At 60.5% G+C, this 19,250-nt stretch carries 23 protein-coding genes and 1 pseudogene; 12 read left to right on the forward strand and 12 right to left on the reverse strand.

Annotated elements, in window-relative coordinates; genetic code table 11:
- Positions 1 to 23 precede the first annotated feature (23 nt).
- Both AMS69_RS08995 and AMS69_RS09000 read right to left on the reverse strand, forming a co-directional pair.
- Entirely contained in the window at positions 24 to 515 is a 492-nt protein-coding gene (locus tag AMS69_RS08995) for a YeeE/YedE family protein (RefSeq protein WP_053967717.1), read from the reverse strand.
- A gap of 6 nt (positions 516 to 521) precedes the next feature.
- Positions 522 to 1,715, reverse strand: a complete 1,194-nt coding sequence (locus AMS69_RS09000; protein ID WP_053967718.1) for an MBL fold metallo-hydrolase — start codon at positions 1,713 to 1,715, stop codon at positions 522 to 524.
- 248 nt (positions 1,716 to 1,963) lie between these two features.
- On the opposite strand from AMS69_RS09000, the gene AMS69_RS09005 reads away from it, so the two are divergent.
- The 6 genes from AMS69_RS09005 (at position 1,964) to AMS69_RS09030 (ending at position 5,607) form a co-directional block, all read left to right on the forward strand.
- Positions 1,964 to 2,209, forward strand: coding sequence for a sulfurtransferase TusA family protein (locus tag AMS69_RS09005; protein ID WP_053967719.1), 246 nt, complete (start codon positions 1,964 to 1,966; stop codon positions 2,207 to 2,209).
- A gap of 1 nt (position 2,210) precedes the next feature.
- Positions 2,211 to 2,783, forward strand: a complete 573-nt coding sequence (locus tag AMS69_RS09010) for a DsrE/DsrF/DrsH-like family protein (protein WP_053967720.1) — start codon at positions 2,211 to 2,213, stop codon at positions 2,781 to 2,783.
- A 42-nt stretch (positions 2,784 to 2,825) separates the two neighbouring features.
- Entirely contained in the window at positions 2,826 to 3,536 is a 711-nt protein-coding gene (locus AMS69_RS09015; RefSeq protein ID WP_053967721.1) for a type 1 glutamine amidotransferase, read from the forward strand.
- 270 nt (positions 3,537 to 3,806) lie between these two features.
- Complete coding sequence (locus tag AMS69_RS09020; RefSeq protein ID WP_053967722.1) at positions 3,807 to 4,055, forward strand: sulfurtransferase TusA family protein; 249 nt, start codon at positions 3,807 to 3,809, stop codon at positions 4,053 to 4,055.
- Positions 4,052 to 5,197, forward strand: coding sequence for an NAD(P)/FAD-dependent oxidoreductase (locus AMS69_RS09025; protein WP_053967723.1), 1,146 nt, complete (start codon positions 4,052 to 4,054; stop codon positions 5,195 to 5,197). The genes AMS69_RS09020 and AMS69_RS09025 overlap by 4 nt, the downstream gene beginning before the upstream one ends.
- An 11-nt stretch (positions 5,198 to 5,208) precedes the next feature.
- A complete protein-coding gene (locus AMS69_RS09030; RefSeq protein WP_053967724.1) occupies positions 5,209 to 5,607 on the forward strand; it encodes a hypothetical protein in 399 nt (132 codons plus the stop codon).
- A 97-nt stretch (positions 5,608 to 5,704) separates the two neighbouring features.
- Here the strand turns inward: AMS69_RS09030 and AMS69_RS09035 are convergent, their stop codons facing one another.
- The 9 genes and pseudogenes from AMS69_RS09035 to AMS69_RS21075 form a co-directional block, all read right to left on the reverse strand.
- Complete coding sequence (locus AMS69_RS09035) at positions 5,705 to 5,929, reverse strand: YgaP family membrane protein (RefSeq protein WP_053967725.1); 225 nt, start codon at positions 5,927 to 5,929, stop codon at positions 5,705 to 5,707.
- Positions 5,930 to 6,146: 217 nt separating this feature from the next.
- Entirely contained in the window at positions 6,147 to 6,557 is a 411-nt protein-coding gene (trxA, locus tag AMS69_RS09040; RefSeq protein ID WP_053967726.1) for a thioredoxin, read from the reverse strand.
- Positions 6,558 to 6,876: 319 nt separating this feature from the next.
- Positions 6,877 to 8,625, reverse strand: a complete 1,749-nt coding sequence (locus tag AMS69_RS09045; protein ID WP_155119942.1) for a b(o/a)3-type cytochrome-c oxidase subunit 1 — start codon at positions 8,623 to 8,625, stop codon at positions 6,877 to 6,879.
- A 1-nt stretch (position 8,626) separates the two neighbouring features.
- Positions 8,627 to 9,142: a cytochrome c oxidase subunit II gene (locus AMS69_RS09050; protein ID WP_053967727.1), complete on the reverse strand. Its 516-nt coding sequence runs from the start codon at positions 9,140 to 9,142 to the stop codon at positions 8,627 to 8,629.
- A gap of 1 nt (position 9,143) precedes the next feature.
- The gene (locus tag AMS69_RS20845; protein ID WP_053967728.1) at positions 9,144 to 9,314 is read right to left on the reverse strand and encodes a hypothetical protein; all 171 of its coding nucleotides are present in this window, start codon (positions 9,312 to 9,314) and stop codon (positions 9,144 to 9,146) included.
- A 481-nt stretch (positions 9,315 to 9,795) separates the two neighbouring features.
- Positions 9,796 to 10,575 (reverse strand): annotated as a pseudogene (locus AMS69_RS09060) (sulfite exporter TauE/SafE family protein).
- Positions 10,572 to 10,769, reverse strand: a complete 198-nt coding sequence (locus AMS69_RS09065) for a hypothetical protein (RefSeq protein ID WP_053967729.1) — start codon at positions 10,767 to 10,769, stop codon at positions 10,572 to 10,574. The pseudogene AMS69_RS09060 and the gene AMS69_RS09065 overlap by 4 nt, the downstream one beginning before the upstream one ends.
- Positions 10,770 to 10,855: 86 nt before the next feature.
- Positions 10,856 to 11,731 carry a sulfurtransferase gene (locus tag AMS69_RS09070; protein WP_053967730.1) on the reverse strand — a complete coding sequence of 292 codons (876 nt, stop codon included), beginning with the start codon at positions 11,729 to 11,731 and terminating at the stop codon, positions 10,856 to 10,858.
- Between the two features lie 144 nt (positions 11,732 to 11,875).
- Positions 11,876 to 11,998, reverse strand: coding sequence for a hypothetical protein (locus tag AMS69_RS21075; protein WP_255410218.1), 123 nt, complete (start codon positions 11,996 to 11,998; stop codon positions 11,876 to 11,878).
- A 161-nt stretch (positions 11,999 to 12,159) separates the two neighbouring features.
- Between AMS69_RS21075 and AMS69_RS09075 the strand changes: the two genes are divergently transcribed.
- Positions 12,160 to 12,876: a helix-turn-helix domain-containing protein gene (locus tag AMS69_RS09075; protein WP_053967731.1), complete on the forward strand. Its 717-nt coding sequence runs from the start codon at positions 12,160 to 12,162 to the stop codon at positions 12,874 to 12,876.
- 30 nt (positions 12,877 to 12,906) lie between these two features.
- Positions 12,907 to 13,056, forward strand: coding sequence for a hypothetical protein (locus AMS69_RS20130; RefSeq protein ID WP_155119943.1), 150 nt, complete (start codon positions 12,907 to 12,909; stop codon positions 13,054 to 13,056).
- Positions 13,057 to 13,151: 95 nt separating this feature from the next.
- Here the strand turns inward: AMS69_RS20130 and AMS69_RS09085 are convergent, their stop codons facing one another.
- On the reverse strand, positions 13,152 to 13,685 hold the full coding sequence (locus tag AMS69_RS09085) for a GNAT family N-acetyltransferase (RefSeq protein WP_053967733.1): 534 nt from the start codon (positions 13,683 to 13,685) through the stop codon (positions 13,152 to 13,154).
- 269 nt (positions 13,686 to 13,954) lie between these two features.
- On the opposite strand from AMS69_RS09085, the gene AMS69_RS09090 reads away from it, so the two are divergent.
- The 4 genes from AMS69_RS09090 to AMS69_RS09105 all read left to right on the forward strand — a co-directional run bounded on the left by AMS69_RS09090 (position 13,955) and on the right by AMS69_RS09105 (position 19,207).
- On the forward strand, positions 13,955 to 14,449 hold the full coding sequence (locus AMS69_RS09090; protein WP_053967734.1) for a hypothetical protein: 495 nt from the start codon (positions 13,955 to 13,957) through the stop codon (positions 14,447 to 14,449).
- 3 nt (positions 14,450 to 14,452) lie between these two features.
- A complete protein-coding gene (locus AMS69_RS09095; protein ID WP_053967735.1) occupies positions 14,453 to 15,955 on the forward strand; it encodes a UbiD family decarboxylase in 1,503 nt (500 codons plus the stop codon).
- Positions 15,952 to 17,355: a UbiD family decarboxylase domain-containing protein gene (locus AMS69_RS09100; RefSeq protein ID WP_053967736.1), complete on the forward strand. Its 1,404-nt coding sequence runs from the start codon at positions 15,952 to 15,954 to the stop codon at positions 17,353 to 17,355. The genes AMS69_RS09095 and AMS69_RS09100 overlap by 4 nt, the downstream gene beginning before the upstream one ends.
- Before the next feature lie 169 nt (positions 17,356 to 17,524).
- Positions 17,525 to 19,207 carry an acyl-CoA synthetase gene (locus AMS69_RS09105; protein ID WP_053967737.1) on the forward strand — a complete coding sequence of 561 codons (1,683 nt, stop codon included), beginning with the start codon at positions 17,525 to 17,527 and terminating at the stop codon, positions 19,205 to 19,207.
- The last annotated feature ends 43 nt before the right edge of the window (positions 19,208 to 19,250 follow it).

Raw genomic sequence — 19,250 nt, forward strand, 5'->3', positions numbered from 1 at the left:
ATGTCGGTCCGTCGCTGTCGCCACTACGGCGTCACCCCCAGTGCAGCAACGACCTGTGCAGTCAGTATCGCGACCAGCAGGAAGGCGAGCACACCCGCCAGGGACGTTTTCGAGGCCGACCCCACACCACAGACGCCGTGGCCCGAGGTGCAGCCTTTCCCGACGCGGGTCCCGACACCGACGAAGATGCCACCGAGCAACAGCCGCCACCAGGCGACATCCGTCGTCCACGCGCCGCCCTGATAGGCGACTGCGTACACGGCCGCGCCGAGGATGATGCCGAGAGTGAACACGAGCCGCCAGTCACGAGAGGCGACGTACTGCTGGAAGCGTGACTGACCGGATACGTACGACAACGTCGATTCGAGGAACGTGCTCGCGCCGGCACTGATGCCGGTGCCCACGTAAATAACCGCCGCGCCGAGACCGACGAAGAGGCCGCCGACAGCGTACCGGCTGATACCGTTGGGGAACAGCTCGGCGGCCAGTTGCAGCGGGACAGGGTCAGCTACCATCGACGGTTAGTCACCCGCGAGCGATTCCTGGCTCGCCGCGCAGTTGTTCGGCCCCAGTTCCAGCGTGAACGCCTCCTCGTCGTCGACGGCGTTCTGCCCGAGGTTCGTCGCGATGATGTCCTCGTAGTTCGCCGGTCGCGGCGGCATATCGGCCAGAATCGTCTCGACGAAGTCGTCCTCGTCCATACTCAGTGCGTCCATCTCTTCGACGAGCTGGCCGATGGGTGCGGTGTAGGAGCCGTCGGAGGCCGGCTCGGCCGCGTCGCTGAAGTGCGCGCCGCCGATGAGCGTATCATCGGGCAGTGTCAGCACGCGCTCCTGCAGTGACTCGTAGAGCATCCGGGCCGCATCGGGCGCACCCTCGTCGCCCTCTTCGAGGTCCGGCCGGGCGACACTCTCGATGAAGAGCCCGTCACCGGTGGCGAGCAGGCTGTCGTCGATAAGATACGAGGTCATGCCTGTAGTGTGGCCAGGGGTCGCGACGGTCTCGATCGTGACGTCGCCGACCTCGAAGGTGTCGCCGTCCTCGGCAGTCGTCAGGTCGTCGGCGTAGGTGACCCCGCGGTCCACGGCGGCTGCGGGGATGACGCCCTCGACACCCGCCGCATCGAGGTCCCGGACCCCCGAAATGTGGTCTGCATGGATGTGCGTGTCGAGCGCGTAATTCAGGTCGACATCCAGCTCGTCAGCATCGTCGAGATAGCGGTCGGTGAACGCACGTAGCGGGTCGATGATGGCGGCTTCGCCCTCGTCGTAGACGAGATACCCGAGACAGCCAGAGGACGGGCGCTGGTACTGCAACAGTGTGCCGGCCCCGTCGTAGCCGGTGACTTCGACGGTTTCGTAGATGCGCGCCCAGCCGTTCATACCGTCTTCGAGGTGGTGCACGTCGTAGCCGCGTTCCGCAAGCGTGCCCGCGACGTACTCGCTAGCACCGCCTTTTGCACAGAGAACCGTGACCTCGCGGTCGTCCGGAACGTCCGCGATGATGTCCGCATCCAGCTCGTCTTCCAGGAAGTGGAAGTACGGGACGTTGATGGATTCGACGTTCTCCCCGTCGATGTGCCACTCCTCGTAGTCCCCAGACATACGCGCGTCGAGTATCGTGACCGACCCTCCGTCGTCGATGCGCGATTTCAGCGTTTCAGGCGTGACCGATTCGACGTCTGCGTCCGGCGTCGGGAAGTCTTCAGCGTTCATGTAGTACACTCACTGCTACAGGGTTGAGGCATAAAAGGGTTTGTATAGGAATTCCTAATACGCACAATACTAGGGTAGCAACTATTCGGAGAAATGTATGAGATAGTGGTCACAGACGCTCTGTATAGCTTATGGCGACGTTCAGTTAAGATTAGTCATGCTAGAATTGTGCAATAATCGAAAGTGCTTTAACTGTCGGACTGATATTGTGCAATAGCTCCAATACAGTAGATGGAGTCCTTCCAACAATGAGTGAAGCATTCGACATCGCGGAGACGCTCGACGTGAAAGGTGCATCGTGCCCAATGCCGGTCGTCAAGACGAAACAGGCGATAGACGACCTCACAGAGGGGTCAGTACTGGAGGTCATCGCGACCGACAGCGGCAGTATGAGTGACATCAAAGGATGGGCCGAGGGAACGAACGGCGTGGCACTGCTCGAACAGGTTGATGAGGGCGACGTGTACAAACACTACGTCGAGAAGACGGCCTAAGATGAGCACGGACACACCATTGGCCGGCGACGGCGATTCGATGACCGAGGCGGAGCTGCAAGCTCGCATCGAAGAGCTCGAAGAGACTGTCGCCGACCTGGAAGCTGACGACGACCAAAAGAAGATGACCATCGTGGCGACGCAAGGCTCGTTCGATATGGCGTATCCGCCGCTCATTCTCGCCAGCACCGCGGCCGCGTTCGGCTGGGATGTAGTCGTGTTCCACACGTTCTGGGGACTGGATATCCTCCACGAGGAGAAGTCCGGGAACCTCCAGCTATCGGCCGTCGGTAACCCGAACATGCCGATGCCGAACGCGCTCGCGGCGCTGCCTGGCATGGACCGCATGGCGACGCGGATGATGGAAAAGCGCATCGACGACAACGGGACGGCAACGATCGACGAACTCATCGAGCTGTCGCTAGATCAGGGCGTCGAACTGCAGGCCTGTCAGATGACCATCGAGCTGATGGACTACGACGAGGACGACTTCCACGACGATGTCACTGTCGGCGTCGGCGCGGCTACCGCGCTCCAGCACATGGCCGAGTCCGACATCCAACTGCTCGTTTGAGCGAGGACAGCCACCGAGCGGCTTTGCACGGACCCCCCAAACATGAACCAGAGAATCGCAATCGTCGATGCGTCAGTCGGTGAGACGCCCGCCGAACGAAACCTGACCCGGTCGCTCGACGCCGAAACGACAGTGTACAAAGTCAGCGACAGCCAACTCCCACCGGTGCCGGCGGGCGTCGACCCGCGATACGACGGCGTGGTCATCAGCGGGTCACAGACGTCGGTGTACGACGACCGCGGCTGGATTCACGACCTCACGTCGTGGGTCCGGGCTGTCCACCAAGCAGACGTACCGACACTGGGGATTTGCTGGGGCCACCAGTTCCTCGCACAGTCTCTTGGCGGACGCGTGGTCGACATGGGCGAACACGAACTCGGATACCGAACAGTCCACCGGCGAGGCGAGGACACGCTGTTTGCCGACATGTCGTCGTCGTTCACCGCGTTCCAGACACACTCCGACCGCGTCGCCGAACTGCCCGCGGGCGCGGTGGAACTGGCGCGAAACGAGTACGGCATACAGGCGTTTCGACTCGGTACACGCTACGGCGTCCAGTTCCACCCAGAGTACGACCGCGAGACAGCCGAGTGGGTCATCGGCAACAAAGACCTCACCGACGAACGGCGGGAGGCAGTAACGGCGACGATGACCGGCGAGTCGGTCACGGCCGCCCAAGAGGCGACGACGGTGTTCGATAACTTCCTCGAACTGGTCGCCACCCACCAGCAGCGACCGGGTCGGTTCGAATAATTCGGTATTGACCACATACACCGACGCCCGAACCGCTGATAGCTTGGGCAACGAGCGGACTTGGCTGCCCTCATCGGCCGGCAGTGCGACAGTCTCCACTGGACACTCGATATCCTCTCGTGGCTGGGTGTCCATACTACTACACAATTTACGATACGCTGGTGTGGGACCGCCAGAGCGTAATTGTGCACGGGTGAATCGATTTCCCATAGTATTGGAATCACCATACACTATTAAATGCATAGCTTGCCTACGTACAGACGAGAAGGTATGACCACCAGTCAAAATCACACTGAGGCAGACACGACCGTCGACGCTCGGGGCGCGACCTGTCCAGGTCCGCTGATGGACCTCATCTCTGAGATTCGGGCCGTTGACACCGGCACTGTCATCGCTCTGTTGAGCGATGCCGAGAAGTCGCCGACGGAGGTTCAGGAGTGGGCCGACGAGTCCGGCAACGAAGTCCTCGACATTGCCGATAAAGGCGACCACTACAGGATTCACGTGACGAAACGATGACCGAACACATCGCAATCGTCGGTGGTGGTACCGGTGGTACCGTACTGGCGAACACTCTCGCGGAGAAACTCGACGCGGAGCTAGCCGCCGGGGAGGTCGAGATCACGCTGTTCAACGACGATGAAGACCACGTCTACAAGCCGGTGTGGCTCTACGTCGCTTTCGGACAGCGCGAACCCGCGGACGGCCGTCGGCCCCTTCGAGAGGTCGTCGACGACCGCGTCACCATACGGCAGGATTACGTCGTCGATGTCGACTACGAGCGAAAGAAACTCGAACTCGTCGACGCCATCGACCCCGCGCCGTACGACAAACTCGTCGTCGCGACGGGGGCACAGCTCGAACCGGAGCGGGTTCCGGGCCTCGCTGAAGCCGGGCACCACTTCTACAGCGAGGAGGGTGCGCAAGCTCTCCGTGACGGACTCCTTGGGATGGACGGCGGCCACATCGTCCTGAGTGTCGTCGGGACACCACACATGTGTCCGGCCGCGCCGCTCGAGTTCACGTTCATGATCGACGACTGGCTCCGAGAACGCGGCCGTCGAGAGGCGTTCGACATCACATACACCTACCCCATCATGCGGGTCCACGGGAACGAACACATTGCGGAATGGGCCGACCCGCGCCTCCGGGAGCGCGACATCGGCATCGAGACGATGTTCAACGCCGAGGCGGTCGACCCCGAGGCACAGACGATCACGTCGATGGAGGGGACAGAGTTGGACTATGACCTCCTCGTCGCCATCCCGCCACACACCGGTAGCGATTTCATTGAGTCGGCTGGACTCGGCGACGGAGGGTGGGTGGATGTCGACAAGCACACGCTTGAGGCGGTCGGCTTCGACGACGTCTACGCCATCGGCGACGCTGCCAAGACCGGGGTTCCAAAGGCCGGGAGTGCGGCGCACTATCAGGCCAACGTCGTCGCTCAGCGGCTTGCAAGCGAGCTCCGAGGCCAGCCAGCGACGGCCGTCTACGGCGGTAAGACAATCTGCTTCATCGAGACCGGGATGGACAACGCCACGTTCGTTGAGTTCGATTACGAACGCCCGCCGGAACCGAGTGAGCCGACCCGGGCCATGCATTGGTCGAAGCTTGCCTACAACGAGTCTTACTGGCTTACAGCGCGGGGGCTGCTCTGAGGTGACCACTAATGAGTGACCAACAACCATCAGCCGACGAACTGACAGCGGAACTGACCGCCGCCATCGAGGAGAACCCTGAGGCATTCGCCACGTTCGTCCGCAACCTCGATACGATCAACGAACTGGTCGAAGTAGCCGAACTCGGGACTGCTGCGATGGACGACGAGATGATCACATCTCTCGCCGGGACCGGGGCCTCGCTCGGCGAACTCGCGGATACGGCCGCCAGCGACGACACCCGGGGAGCGCTACAGACTGTGCTCGGTGCGCTCGGCGAGGCCAACTCCAGTGGGCCAGCCGACCTGCATGACGTCTGGGATGGGATTCGAAGCGGCGAGTTTCTCGCCGGCATCCGATACTTGCTCGCTGTCGTCCGGTCTCTCGGCCGCGCCGTTCAAAACCAGTGAAAGCCGGCTTTTTTCCTCACGCGTGCGATCAAGAGGAGACATCTATGTTCCGAAGAATCAGCCCCTGGCTGCTGTGAAACCGGTAGGTCCCGACTGTTCACCGGGTGTCGACAGAACAGGTGTCGATACCCAAGAGTCCGTACAGCCCGCAGAATCCGGTGACCCCGGTGACGAGCAGCAACACCGAGGCAAACCCGAGCACAGGCGCGAGTATCGCCGGCAGCGGAACGGCGCTGGCGAGGATCCCGAGCGATAGCAACCCCGCGAGGGCACCGATGAGAATTCTGGCAGTCTTGTCTGTCGAACCGACGTTTCGCTCCATACAACATAGTTAGTCGTCCGAAGATAATAGCGTTTCGATTGTACAATATAAACAATAGCAGCTCTGGAAGCACGGGTCACCACCAGCGTTCAGCAGCTATACTGTCTACCCCCTCGTTCCGGTTCGCAGTCTTTTGCTGGCGATCGCAGCGTGGATATATCAGCCCACGCGATGTGGTCCCACCGCGGTATCGAACGGGGATGACACAGCCGAAGAATCAGGCGTAGCTCTCGACGAGCGACCGGAGCTGTGGCTCCTGTTGCATCCCAACCATGCGCTCGACCGGCTCCCCGTCGGTGAACAGCATCAGCGTCGGCACGCTACGGACGCCGTACTTGGCTGCTAACTGCTGGTTCGCGTCGATATCGACCTTCGCCACGGTCGCAACAGTGTCAGCGGCGATACGTTCGACGACGGGTTCGAGCTGCTTGCACGGCCCACACCAGTCGGCGTAGAAGTCTACGAGGACGACCCCATCGCCGACAGTGTCCTGTAGTTCCCGAGCTCCGTGGACGTGGACGGGTTCGGCCGGCGACTCGTTGTTCCGGTTCTCAGCGGCGGTCCCTCGCTCTCCGTTTCGAAGTTCTTCGAGCTTCTTCTGTCGAATTTCTGTTAGCTCGTCGGTCATCACCGTTTAGTATGCACTCGGTGCGTTTATTTGTTTTGCAGCTTTTGCACAATACTATCTGTTACACCTGGAAGTTCACGTCTCGAATTCGGGCCAATGTGCCAGCTTACTACAGCACGCTCTCAGTGAGGAGGCATATCCTCAGGGACTGGACTTGAATTTCACCGCAGCACCTCACAATTCGTGGCTAACTAACACGATTCTATGCGACTCGACGAAGGCGTCGCAGGTCTGTGTGCGCGTTCGGGTGTTCCAGACTGAAGAGTAAACGCCGGTCGGCGCGTGACACGTCGGAGCGGTCTGTGATCCCGTCCGATGTTCAGACCGGGAACGGCGGTGCCGCGGGGTTCAGCGCGCCGTCAGCGACCATCGAGTAGATTGGGAATCCGTAGGCGATGACAACGAGCACGACAGCGATGACGAACCAGAGCCTGACGTTGTCGAGCACCCGCGGACTGTCGGACGGTCCGGAGATAGGTTCGGGGAGGTGGCTGTCGACGCGCAGCCGACCGCGACCCCGCTCAGCCAGCCAAGTTCCGGCCATCACAAGCACGAACATGACCGCCCCGAGCGTCAGCAGCGACCCACCGATAGCAATCTGTAGACGCATCTCTAGCATCGACCCCAGCACCGGCATAAAGTCGAACTGCTGGTACTGGGGTTCTGCGGTCCGCCGGGGGACACCGGCGAGTCCTGCGCGGTGCATCGCATTCGACATCAGCCCCATCCCGATGAACCAGACGTAGGGCTGTACCTGCGCGATGCCGTAGAACTGGAGCCGTTTCCCGGTGATCTGCGGGTAGAGCCAGTAGCTTATCGCCATCATGGTCAGGGCGCTGGCCGTCCCGACGGTGAGGTGGAAGTGGCCGGGAACCCACAGTGTGTTGTGGATGAGGGAGTTGATGTTCATTCCGGCGTTGATGATGCCGGAAAAGCCGCCGGCGGCGAACATGATGCCGGCGAGTGCACAGCCGGCAAAGGCCGGGTTCCCCCACGGAAGCGCCTTCAGCCAGCCCAGATAGCCGGTCCCGCCACGCTGGCGAGCGCCGTACTCCATGCTCGCGACGACGGTGAACGCGGTGAGGAAGCTCGGCAGCAACAGGAACATCGTGTTGGTCATGGCGATGAACTTGAACCCCTCTGGCACGCCGGGGTCAGCGTACTGATGGTGGAAGCCGACCGGCGTCGAGAGGATGAGAAAGAGGATGAACACGACTCGTGCGAGCGGGTCACTGAACAGCCGCCCGCCGGAGAGCTTCGGGAGGACGGTGTACCACGCGAAGTACGCCGGCATCAGCCAGAAGTAGACGACAGGGTGGCCGAAAAACCAGAACAGTGTCCGCGTCAACAGCGGGTCCACGCTCTCGATGAGGCCGAGCGAGAGCGGGAGGAGGAAGAACACCACTTCGACGGCGACGCCGAGAGTGGCAATGTACCACATCAGCATCGTCGTCAGTATCATGAACATCTGGAGCGGAATACGCTCCCCGGGGTTGTCCTGCCGCCAGTGGTAGTAGGCACGTATCCAGTCGGCTCCAGCGAGCCACGTCCCAACGAGCCAGGCCGCCAACCCGGCATAAAACAGCGGGTGAGCTTGTAGCGGCGCGTAGAACGTGTACAACACGTCCGCGGAAAACGGGATCTGGCCGACCAGTCCCCCGAAGATGGCCGTTGCCGTCATCACTGCTCCGGAGAGCATGAGCAGGAACCACACCAGGGAAAACCGCGGCGAGGGCAGCTCTCTGCCGAGGCTCCGGCTCGTGCCCCATGTGAAGATGCCTGTCAGGAAGAAGATAGTGAAAAACAGCGCGAGCAAGACGCCGTGGCCTGTCAGCACGGAGTAATAATCGGCCGAGCTGATCACGCCCCGAAAGACGTTCGTTCGGTGGAGCGCCTGAACGATACCCAAGAGCGCACCGATAGTCAGTGCGGTAAACGAAACCCCCATCGAGAGGCGAGTGATTCGCGCAGCGCTGGGGAACTTGTCGACAAAGGCGAGGCGGTCCGACAGTTGTGCCGTGTCGCTCTCGTAGGCCTGTGGCTGTTCTGATTTGTGTGGGTGTGCCATCTCAGTTCACCTCGGTCTGATTAAATTGCGCGGCCGGAACGACGTGCAACGACCCTGCCATCGTGTGATGGCCGCTTCCGCAGTACTCGTTACAGACGAGTCCGTACTCGTCTGGTTCATCGAACTCGACAGTCACCGTCGCTACCTGTCCGGGCACGGCCATCGTGTTGATGTTCGTGCCGACGACCTCGAAGCCGTGGACTACATCCGTGCTTGTCACGTGGAACGTGACGGTGCTGTTTGCCGGGACTCGGACCGGGTCGCTCGTCCCGGGGACGAACAGGAACTGCTTCGCTTCGATATACACGTCGTAGTGGCCCGGTTCGCTGCCGTTGTACACACCCGGCTCTCGGAAGTTCTCGCTGGCCGTCGCGTCTGTTGGGTCGACCTGGCCACCGGTGTCATCAACCATCCCGTAGCCGGCGCCGACAGCGCCGTAGGTCACAGTGCCGATGAACAGGACAATCATCGCGAGCGCGGCCACCAGCCACAGCCGTTCGAACCTGTGGACGTGCATGTTATCCCACCACCGATGGCCCGTTACCGAGGAATTCGATGAAGTACATGAACAGCCACAGCAGCGAAATGACCACGAAGTACAGCACGAGTAGCAGTCCGGTCCCGACGGGGTCGAACGCGTCGTGGTCGACCGACTCTGTCTCGCGTTCTGGGACTTCGGACTCGAACATCTGACCAGTGTGTGGACTGGCGACTCGCTCGTTGGTTGGCGAAGCGGGAGAAAACGACGGCTCCGGTCTATCTCGCCAGCTCAGTAGATATATCGCGCCGATAGTGAGCCCTGTAAGCCCCAGTGCCACTACCGTGACGAAGAGCCCGGACTCGCTACCCCCGCTTGTGGTGCCAGCACCCGCCTCTTGTGCGCTTGCAGCGCCGACAGACGCGAGTGCGGCCGCTGACGATGCCCCTCGGAAGACCACTCTACGGATGCGTCGACAGCTATGCAATCGGTCGCAGCCGGATTGCGGCCTCGCGGTCCCTGATCGGTTTGCTGTAGTACCCATACTGTTTCGTCTTCTTCGACCCGATGGAATTGTAACCTCCCTTGTCACAGGACAAGTCCGCAACACCTGACGGCTGCCCTCGGCGCTGGGCTATCGTCGGAGCGACGGTGCTGATGAACTGAGCGCGGCGACCCACTCGCTCGGCGGGTTAGCCTAGCGGCTGGTAGATGGGAACCGATGGATGTGGAACCGTCAGACCGAAAATCAGCAGTCCATGCGACAGCGGTAGATACCCCAAAACGAGAAACACTGCCCCGAGCGCACGATGTAGGTGTGACTGAAATCGTGGTGAAATCGAGTTGAACGCGACACCGTACCCAAACACCGCAGGGACGGTTCCGAGTCCAAGCACGGACAGTGCAAGCGCACCATATGCTGGTGACCCAGTAGTGAAGGCGTACAGAAACGCCGGATAGAGGAGTGGGCACGGGAGAATACCGTGAACCGCACCTAGGGCGATGATACGCGGACCGCCGACCCACTGGTCGACGTGCTGGTGCAATCGCGTGCTGAAGCGCCACAGCAGTGATCCGGCCCCGAAACTCGCACTAGCACCCGTCGCCGTCCCTGTCCGGAGGTACAGCCCCCCGGTCACCATGATGAACCCCCCAAGAGCGATTCCGGCGACCGCCCGAAAACTATCTGCCAGCGCAACGACTGCTGCCGTGTCATAGACGACGGTCCCGAGCAGCCCCATGAGTGCGCCGAGAAACGCGTAGCTCACCGTTCGTCCGAAATTGAACAGGAGGTGCTGGCGGACCTCTGCTCAGGCGACTGAGCCGTCGTCTCCTAACCGGTCGGCGTACAGGGTAACGAGCGGTCCGCACATCCCCAGACAGTGCGCACCGCCGAGGAGTCCAATCAAGGCGAAGACGACGAGGCCGATGTCTCCACTTACCGCCACTGTACCGTGACCACCGGACATCATCGTAGTCGGCTCACCGCACGCTCAAGAGCGGTGAGATCACCCGCGCCGAACATGACCCGAACAGCGACGACGATAAGGACCGTACTTATGACTGCCAGGAACGCAACTGGTTCGAGGACGACCACGAACGCGGCCACGAACGGAATTGCGAGCAGCCCGATGAGTGGCAACCGGGAAACAGGCATCGAAGACATACCAGGCAGTCACGGCTTCCGTGAGTTAGTCTTCCGCTTGGCCTGTGACAACTCGGAGCAGCAACAGAGGTATCGGTGTATCCCCGCTATGGCCGGCCAGTTGCCACGGGAACAGCAACGAGGTTCCCCCACTCAGTCCACGCCCCGTCGTAGTTCCTGACCGAGGAATAACCGAGTAGTTCAGATAACACGAACCACGTCAACGACGACCGCTCGCCGATCCGGCAGTAGACGATTACGTCGCGGTCGCTGTCGATATCATACTCGCGGTAGACCCGACGGAGTGCTTCGAGAGACTTGAATCGACCGTCAGAGCGGAGGTTCTTGGACCAGACGATGTTCGCTGCGCCGGGAATATGCCCACCTCGCTGTGCGGATTCCGTCATCCCCGGCGGTGCGAGGATAGTCCCGTCGTACTCTTCGGGAAGCCGGACATCGACGAGCGCGGTCGGCTTGGACAGTGCTCGTTGAACGTCGTGACGATACGCTCTCACGCGCTCGCACGGGCCGCGCGGCCGATACGACCGAGAGGTGTACGACGGAACGCTATCGCTCGTCGGTCGCCCTGACTCTATCCAGTGTCTCCGGCCCCCGTCGAGGAGAGACACGTCCTCGTGGCCGTAGTACTGAAGCATCCAGTAGAGATGCGCCGCAAACCAGTTCGAGCTGTCCCCGTAGAGAACAAGCGTCGACTGCTCCGTGATGCCGCGTGTGCCAAGGCGGTCTGAGAGCGCCGCTTTCGATGGGATGTCGCGTCGTGTCTCGTGCTGGAGGTGTTGTCGCCAATCGATAGAAACCGCCCCGGGGATGTGCGCTTCAGCATAGAAATCGGTGCTCAGATCAACTTCGACGAGTCGCAGGTCCGGCGAATCAGATGCGACGGTATCGAGTCGACGTTCAAGCCACTCAGGCGTGACCAGCGCGTCCTTGACCCGTTGTGGCTGATTCGGTTGGCCACTCATTGTAGATCCCAGTTCGGTCGGTCGTAGTGCTGTCGTGTCTACTGCTACTTAACATAAACACATAGTTCTACCTTTGACGACTGACAACCGCGCGAAGATTGCAGTGGCCGGTGGACGGTTTCAGACTGGAACCGACAGACACCGCTACCAGGCTGCGGCGAACGTTAGCAGATCGATACCAATGATGAAGAGTATTATCAACAGCGCTATCGCAATAACAACTTTGACGAACCACGGAAGGGAGTCATCAGCGGCAGTGTTGCTCATATGATTGCGTTGTGACCCTGAACGCCTGTATTTTACCTTGTCCTGCGACAAGCGCGTAGAGGGACGGTGACAGTTCAGCATAGACGCCGTCTGGGTACCACCCTGCAAACGAACAGCCAGAACCGAAATTGACTGTACTGTCCACACGCAAAGCAGAATAGATGCGGGAGTTTGTCTTCGAGATCCGGTACGACGACGGCGTCGACGAGCTAATGGATCTGTTCATTGAGACACCAGAAGCCCGTTCGACGACGTTTCTCTGTTCGATGGGGAACGCGCAACTCTGGCGGCTGGATCGAATAACGGGTCCTACTTCTGTCGTGGAAGACGCGACAGCGCTGTTGACGGGCTCGACGTACAATCAATTGAGCATCAGCGCCCGCCCCTGCGGCGGCCGCCACTACAGTGACGTGCTCGAAAACGGCTCCCAGCGCAGTCTCGTCTACAGCTACTTCGAGGATCTCGTCCACTGCGACTCGGTGCCAACAATCACGAACCGGTATATTAACGGCGCACTCCTCTTCGAGATCACCCGGCAAGAGAACACCGAGCGCTGGCGCATCCTCATGGAGGATGACAAGAAAGTCGGCATGCTGTACGATACACTGGGTGGCGTCCTTCAGGACGGGCTCTCTTTTCACTTCGACCACGTGAGCGACGCGGCTGGCCCGTTGCTCACCCTGTTTGATTCAGTTTCCGTTCGGCCGGAACAGAGCCGGGTGCTCGAACTAGCTGCGGAAAAGGGATACTACGAGACGCCACGCGAGACGACCCTCGACGATATCGCAACGGAACTCGGCTGGCCGCGCTCGACGGTCTCGTACAGGCTGCGCCAAGCCGAGGCGGCACTCGTCGAAGCGTACATCACGACGATATGACGGCGTGAGTGATACGCCGGTGCCGCTCCTATGCCGATCCGTATATCGAGAGGTATCTTACCGATATTTATCTTCGCCGGACAGTTCGGTGCGTGGCATGGTCTCGGAGATCACGTACTCGAAGCGGCGCGCCTGTTCGACTATCAGCGCGTTGCCGATGTTATCAACGATCAGGTCTGAGACGAAGTGCTCGTCCTGTGTCGGGACCCGAGCCGCTTCCGAGACAGCGAAACTAGAAGCAGTTTCTCTGTGGGCTTGTTTCCGACGGACTGTGATCACTCTCGGTCTGTCGGGTCGTCTACGCTAGCCACCATTTGATACTTCGTCCGCTTGAATCCGTGCTTCTCGTAGAACGCGTTGGCTCGGTCGTTGTCGACGTGCGGATCGAGACTGAACTCCTCGCACCCGGCGTCGTGTGCCCAGTCCCTGAGGCGGTCGATCAGGTCATCTGCCAGTCCAGTGCCGCGATACGATTCGCCGACGTAGATATCACAGATTACCAGTCGGTCGGGGCGGTCAAAGACGCTCGGTGTCTCGTCGACTTCGGCTGCGACATATCCGGCAAACTCACCGTCGACATCGGCGAGGGGAGTCCCATCAGTGGATCCATCGACGGCGATCCACGTTCGATAGTCCGCCGAGTCGATGCGGTCGACGCGGAACGGAAGCTCCTCCGCGACGAGGTCGACATCGTCAGCGAGTGCGAATGCATCGACGGTCGCTTCGAGTTCGCGGTAGTACGGGAGCCAGAGCGCCTCAATAAAGCGACGGACTGCAGCCTCTTCTGCCGGGAGTTCCACAATGTCCATACCTGTCTGGATCAGCCTTTGGCACTTGTTTCTGGTACTTCTGGACTCGACTATGGCTCTGAGAGCAAGAAGCTGCTAGCTCCCGGTCAAACAGCGGACCCAGTGGGGTGGAGGTGTAACGCAACTCCGCCTGCAGATGGTGGGACCACGATTCACCTTCTCACGTTACTCAGTCCGTGACCGGGACAACAATGGCTCCACGACGGTAGATATTTGCCACTGGGACAAGAGGTTGCTAAGAACATCAGCAATCCAACTGAGGGCAGGTAATGTCGAGCCACTACATCACGTCAGCGGACCATCTTCCCGAGGACGCACAGACCGAAACCACACTGCAGATCACGGATGCGCAGACGAAGCGAATTTTCGAAGCGCGCGTTCGGATTGCCAGGGACCCTGCTGAACTCACTGACCCGGAACCCCTAACAATCGTCGCCGGACCGCACGAGAGTGTCAGTGAGACCAGATACGTTGAATTACTTGACGAGACTGACGAGACCGGTATCGATCACGAGCTAGTCGCTCATCTGGCAGCTGAACAGGAGACGGCGTCGAATATCCTCAATACCCGCTCTGACGATCTGAAAGTACTCTTGCAGTATCTCGTCGAGACCGGCGAGTACGAGTCGACGTCCGATGCGCTTCGGGAAATCGCGTTCGACCACCTCGCCACGGAACGACCGGCACTGCTTGACGCTTACGCAGAGGTCCGTCGCGAATTTGATGACGACCCGCTCAGGCGCGTCCTGGAAAAACAGGAGTGACAGATGCCCGTTAATTCCCTCCGTGAGTACCTCGATTTGCTCGACACGACCGGCTGGCTCCGTCCGTTCGACCAGCCAGTGTCGTGGGATCTTGAAGCGAGTGCAGCCACGATGCTTGCCAATATCCGTGACGGACCGATTCCTGTCTTCGAGTCTATCACAGGGATAGAGACGGAGTCGAAACTGGTTGGGGACCCGTACCGCGGCCCTCAGGCTCGCCCCTGGAATCACTTCGCACAAGCACTGGATCTCCCAGACGGTCTTTCGGGCCGTACGTACTACGACCGAGTGATTGATCGCCTCAACGCACCGACAGCGCCTCGAACTGTCGCGAGCCACGAGGCCCCCTGCAAGGAAACAGTGCGGACGGGAAACGAGGTTGACCTTCTGTCGTTCCCGTGGCCGTATATTCACGAGGGTGACGGGGGACGGTACTCGAATCACCACACCATCGTCGCACCGGACCCCGACACGGAGTGGGGGACTTGGTCGAGCCATCGCATGATGATCCACGACAGCTCCCGGGCCAGTCTGCTGTTACTGGCCGGTGAGCAGGTTCCCAACCGCTACTACTACGACTACGAGCCGCGTGGCGAACCGATGCCAGTCGCGGTCGTCATCGGTTCGGAACCCACCGTTGAGAGTACTGCAGATATGTGGATCCCGACGGGACGGAGCGAAGCGGCCTTCGCGGGCGGTCTGAAAGACGCGCCTGTGGACCTCGTCCAGTGCGAAACCAATGACCTGTACGTCCCGGCGACGGCCGAGCTAGTTCTCGAAGGACACGTTCGACCCGACGACCGACTCGACGAGGGACCGTTCGGAGACTACTTCGGCTACATGAACGGCCCGCGGCGCTCTATGCCGGTGTTCGAGGTCGATGCGATCACTCACCGGGACGAACCGCGCATACCGTTTTGCGTCGAGGGGAGCGGCGTCGGATACGGGCAGAACTCGACCAGCACGCTCCGACTCGTCGCAGCCGGCCCTGATGCGACTGTCGGGCTCCGAGCCGCTGGATTCGACGTTGCGATGGCGGTCCCGTGGCGGTTCACGTCCCGCACCGTCTGGGTTATTGCGACGGACCGACCGTATCCGGGCTATCTCCACGAACTGGCGAACTTTATTTTCACGACGTGGGGGATGCTCCACATCGACTTTTTCGTATTTGTCGATGCTGCTGTCGACCCGCTTGACCCGCGGGCAGTGTTGACAGCTATTGCGCTTGAGGCCGACCCAGACGCTGACTTCCACCAGTTCGGCGTCGAGCGGATGCCGAAAGTACCGCTCAATATCTACCAGACGCCCGACGAAAAGGGCAGTGCGGACGTCGGGACCTCGAAGGCCAAGACAGCGAAAGCATACATCGACGCGACGACTGACGGTGAGACGACGGAGACGACGACCACAGAAACTCGGAAGCGAGCGCAGGAACGGCTGGTCGAAGCGGGACTGGACGCTGCGCGATTCGACCGACTCGATGAGCGGGAGGCGAAATCACAGTGATCCCGTTCACGCAGTACGTTCGTGGACTGGCCGGCGACGACGACCTCGTTCGACTCGACGGCCCATTCGAGATCCCGGTTGACGCGCTTGCGGCGGAGGCGCTCCGAGCGAGTGGGCCGGCGCTTCGGTTCCAGCGGTCCACGGGTACAGACCTAGTTAGCGGTGTGTTCAGCGGTCCGGACCAGACACAGCACCGCGAGGCGCGGCCGTGGTCGCGGCTGTCGCTGGGTCTCGGCCTTGACCCGGAAGCCGCGCTCGTTGACCTATTAGAGACAATCGGCGACCTCGGTCCCGCCGGCGAGAACCCGGAGCCGACATACACAGGTCAGGCAGCCTCAGGGACAGATATCGAATTACAGGACCTGCAGTTCCCGCAGGGCGAAACTGAGACATGGCCAGCGGTGACCCTGGGTGTTGCATCGGTCTCGACCGCTGACGGCACACACTGGGCGCCGGTCCACGGCTCGGTTGTGGGTGGCGACACGCTCAGAGTTCGCGTCCCGGACGCGCTGTCGTCGCTTGTTGCTGCGGGGACGACGATGGCGATCGCGCTCGGTGTGCCGCCGGCCGCGATCACGACGGCATACGTGCTTGCTGTCACCGGACAAACTGCCACACCGATCCAGTCCTGCGGAGTGACCGGAACCGTCCCGCTCGTCCCGACCAACGGCGGACTCGTCCCGAGCGCGACGGAGGCCGTCATAGAGACGACGGTTGCGGACCGCCAGCCTGACTTCCGCTCCGACCGCCGAGAGGGCTGGGAGCATGTGGTTGCGAGCGGGCCGCTCTCACTGTCGGTCGAGTCCGTGCGCACTACTGAAAACCCCGTTATTCCCATCTCTCCGGTCGGCTGCCCGCTCGCAGATGATCTCCAGCTCACAGGGCTTGCGACCGCGGCAACGCTTTATGACCGGCTCAACAACTACTGGGGAATATCGCCAGTGGAATGGGTTATGCTGCCGGCAGAGGCCGAACTCGGTATCTGCTTCGTGGCTAGTGACATACTTTACGGCGGGTTCGAGTGGCAACTCGCGAACATTCTCTTTTCGTTCTCGTCGCTTTTCGACACAGTGGTTATTGTCGACGAAGACGTTCCGCCACAGGACTTCGGCCGTGTTCTGGCTGATTTCTGGCTGAAATCTCATCCGGCACGGGACTGGATGTTCAGCGAACCGGACGCACCGGCGGCGACTCGGCCACACTATCGACGGGACAACGAAACCGGGTCACGTCTGTACGTAAATGCAGCGTGGGACCCACGCTGGAAAGAAACGTATATCGCCCCGCGAGTCACGTTCGAGAACTCGTTCCCAAGTAGTGTCCGCGACGTGGCTCGTGTCCTGTGGAACGAATCCGATATCGCTCCCGGAGTGATGACTGAAAACGAATCGCCCCACTGAACTTGTTTCTGGAGTGTATATATCTTTGAATATGTTGTAATCGGTCCTGTTTACGCAATACGGCAAGCATATAATTCCTTTGTAGGAGGAAAAGGAAAATATATTCAACACATTAATTGCAAAAACCAACCGGTACAGTTATACCGGAAACCGGTATTCCGAGCGGTGTATGGCGACCAGCCACAACCTCCCCGACTACGACGCAGCACGGCAAGAGTTCACTTGGGACGAGATATACGCGGAAGCGGACTGGGACGCACCGGATAGCTTGAACATCGGGCACGAAGTCGCTGACCGACACGCGACAGACCGGGGCCAGGTCGCACTCTATCAGGTCGGGACCGACGGAGACCTCTCGAAAATGACGTTCTGGGAGCTTGCTGACCGCTCAAGCCAGTTTGCCAACGTCCTCGACGACCTCGGGGTGGCGCAGGGTGACCGGGTCTTCTCGTATATGCCCCGAATCCCGGAGCACTACGTGGCGCTGGTCGGAACGCTCAAACACGGCGCTGTCTGGGGAAGCGTCAACGAGCGGTTCGGCCCCGACGGCATCTCGTACCGTCTGGACGACTGTGACGCGAAAGTCGTCGTCACCACGACTGACAACCGGGACACGGTCGAAGACGCACTGGACGATGCGCCCGCGGTCGAACACGTAATCACTGTTGACCGCGGGGGTGGGGCACCCGCTGATGACGTTGTTTTCAATACCGCGCTGGACGGCGCGAGTACGGCCTATGAGGTCGCAGAGACCAGCGGGGAAGACGACGCACTGCTGTACTACACCTCAGGGACGACAGGGCTGGCCAAGGGCGTCCTCCACAAGCAGCGCTGGATCGCCGGGGTCGCTGCAACGCAGAAATACGCCGTTGATCTTCAGGACGGCGATCTGTACTGGTCGACCGGCGACCTCGGCTGGCTGACTGGTGCAATCAACACACTCGGTGCCTGGTTCTGGGGTGCGTCGCTGTTCACGTACGAGGGCGAGTTCGACACCGACGAGTGGGCTGACCTGCTCGATGAGTACCCGATCAGCGTTCTGTTCTCAGTCCCGACGGCGTACCGGATGCTCCGTGAGAACGACGAGGTGCTTGCCGATGTCGACCTTGATTTGCGTCATGCTCTCTCTATCGGCGAACCGCTCAGTGCCGGCGTCGTCGAGTGGGGGGAAGACGAACTCGGCGTCACGATTCTCGATACATACGGGCAGACCGAGACCGGGAACATGATTATCAACAACTATCCAACGATGGAACTCCGGCCCGGGTCGATGGGGAAACCGCTCCCCGGGATCGAAGCCGATATCGTCGACCCGCAGAGTGGTGACGTTCTGGACCCCGGCGAGACGGGCGAGATAGCGCAGCGGGGCGACTACCCGTGTTTCTTCGCTGAGTTCTGGAACAAGCCCGAGAAGACACAGCGGGCGTTCATCGACGGTCCAGACGGGAGGTGGTATCTCTCGGGCGATCTGGCCCACAAAGACGAGGACGGCTACTTCTGGTTCGAGGGGCGTGCAGACGACGTGATCCTTTCTTCCGGCTACCGAATCGGGCCATTCGAAGTCGAAAGTTCGCTGGGCGAACACGACGCGGTCGCTGAGGCGGCCGTCGTCCCCAAACCACACGAAGCGCGGGGGAACATCGTCAAGGCCTACGTTGTGCCGAGCGAGGACGCGGAGCCGTCCGACCCCCTCAAAGAAGACATTCAGGGCTACGTGAAAGAAGAGCTCTCAGCACACGAATACCCACGCGAAATCGAGTTCCGCGAAGAACTGCCAAAGACTGTGACTGGGAAGATTCGTCGGACCGAACTTCACGACGACGCTGAAGCAGAAGCTGAAGTCGAATCCTGACATAGGGTATCAAGCATCAAGAGCGATAACACAGACACGACTA

The organism is Haloarcula rubripromontorii, assembly GCF_001280425.1.
GTDB classification, from domain to species: Archaea; Halobacteriota; Halobacteria; order Halobacteriales; family Haloarculaceae; genus Haloarcula; species Haloarcula rubripromontorii.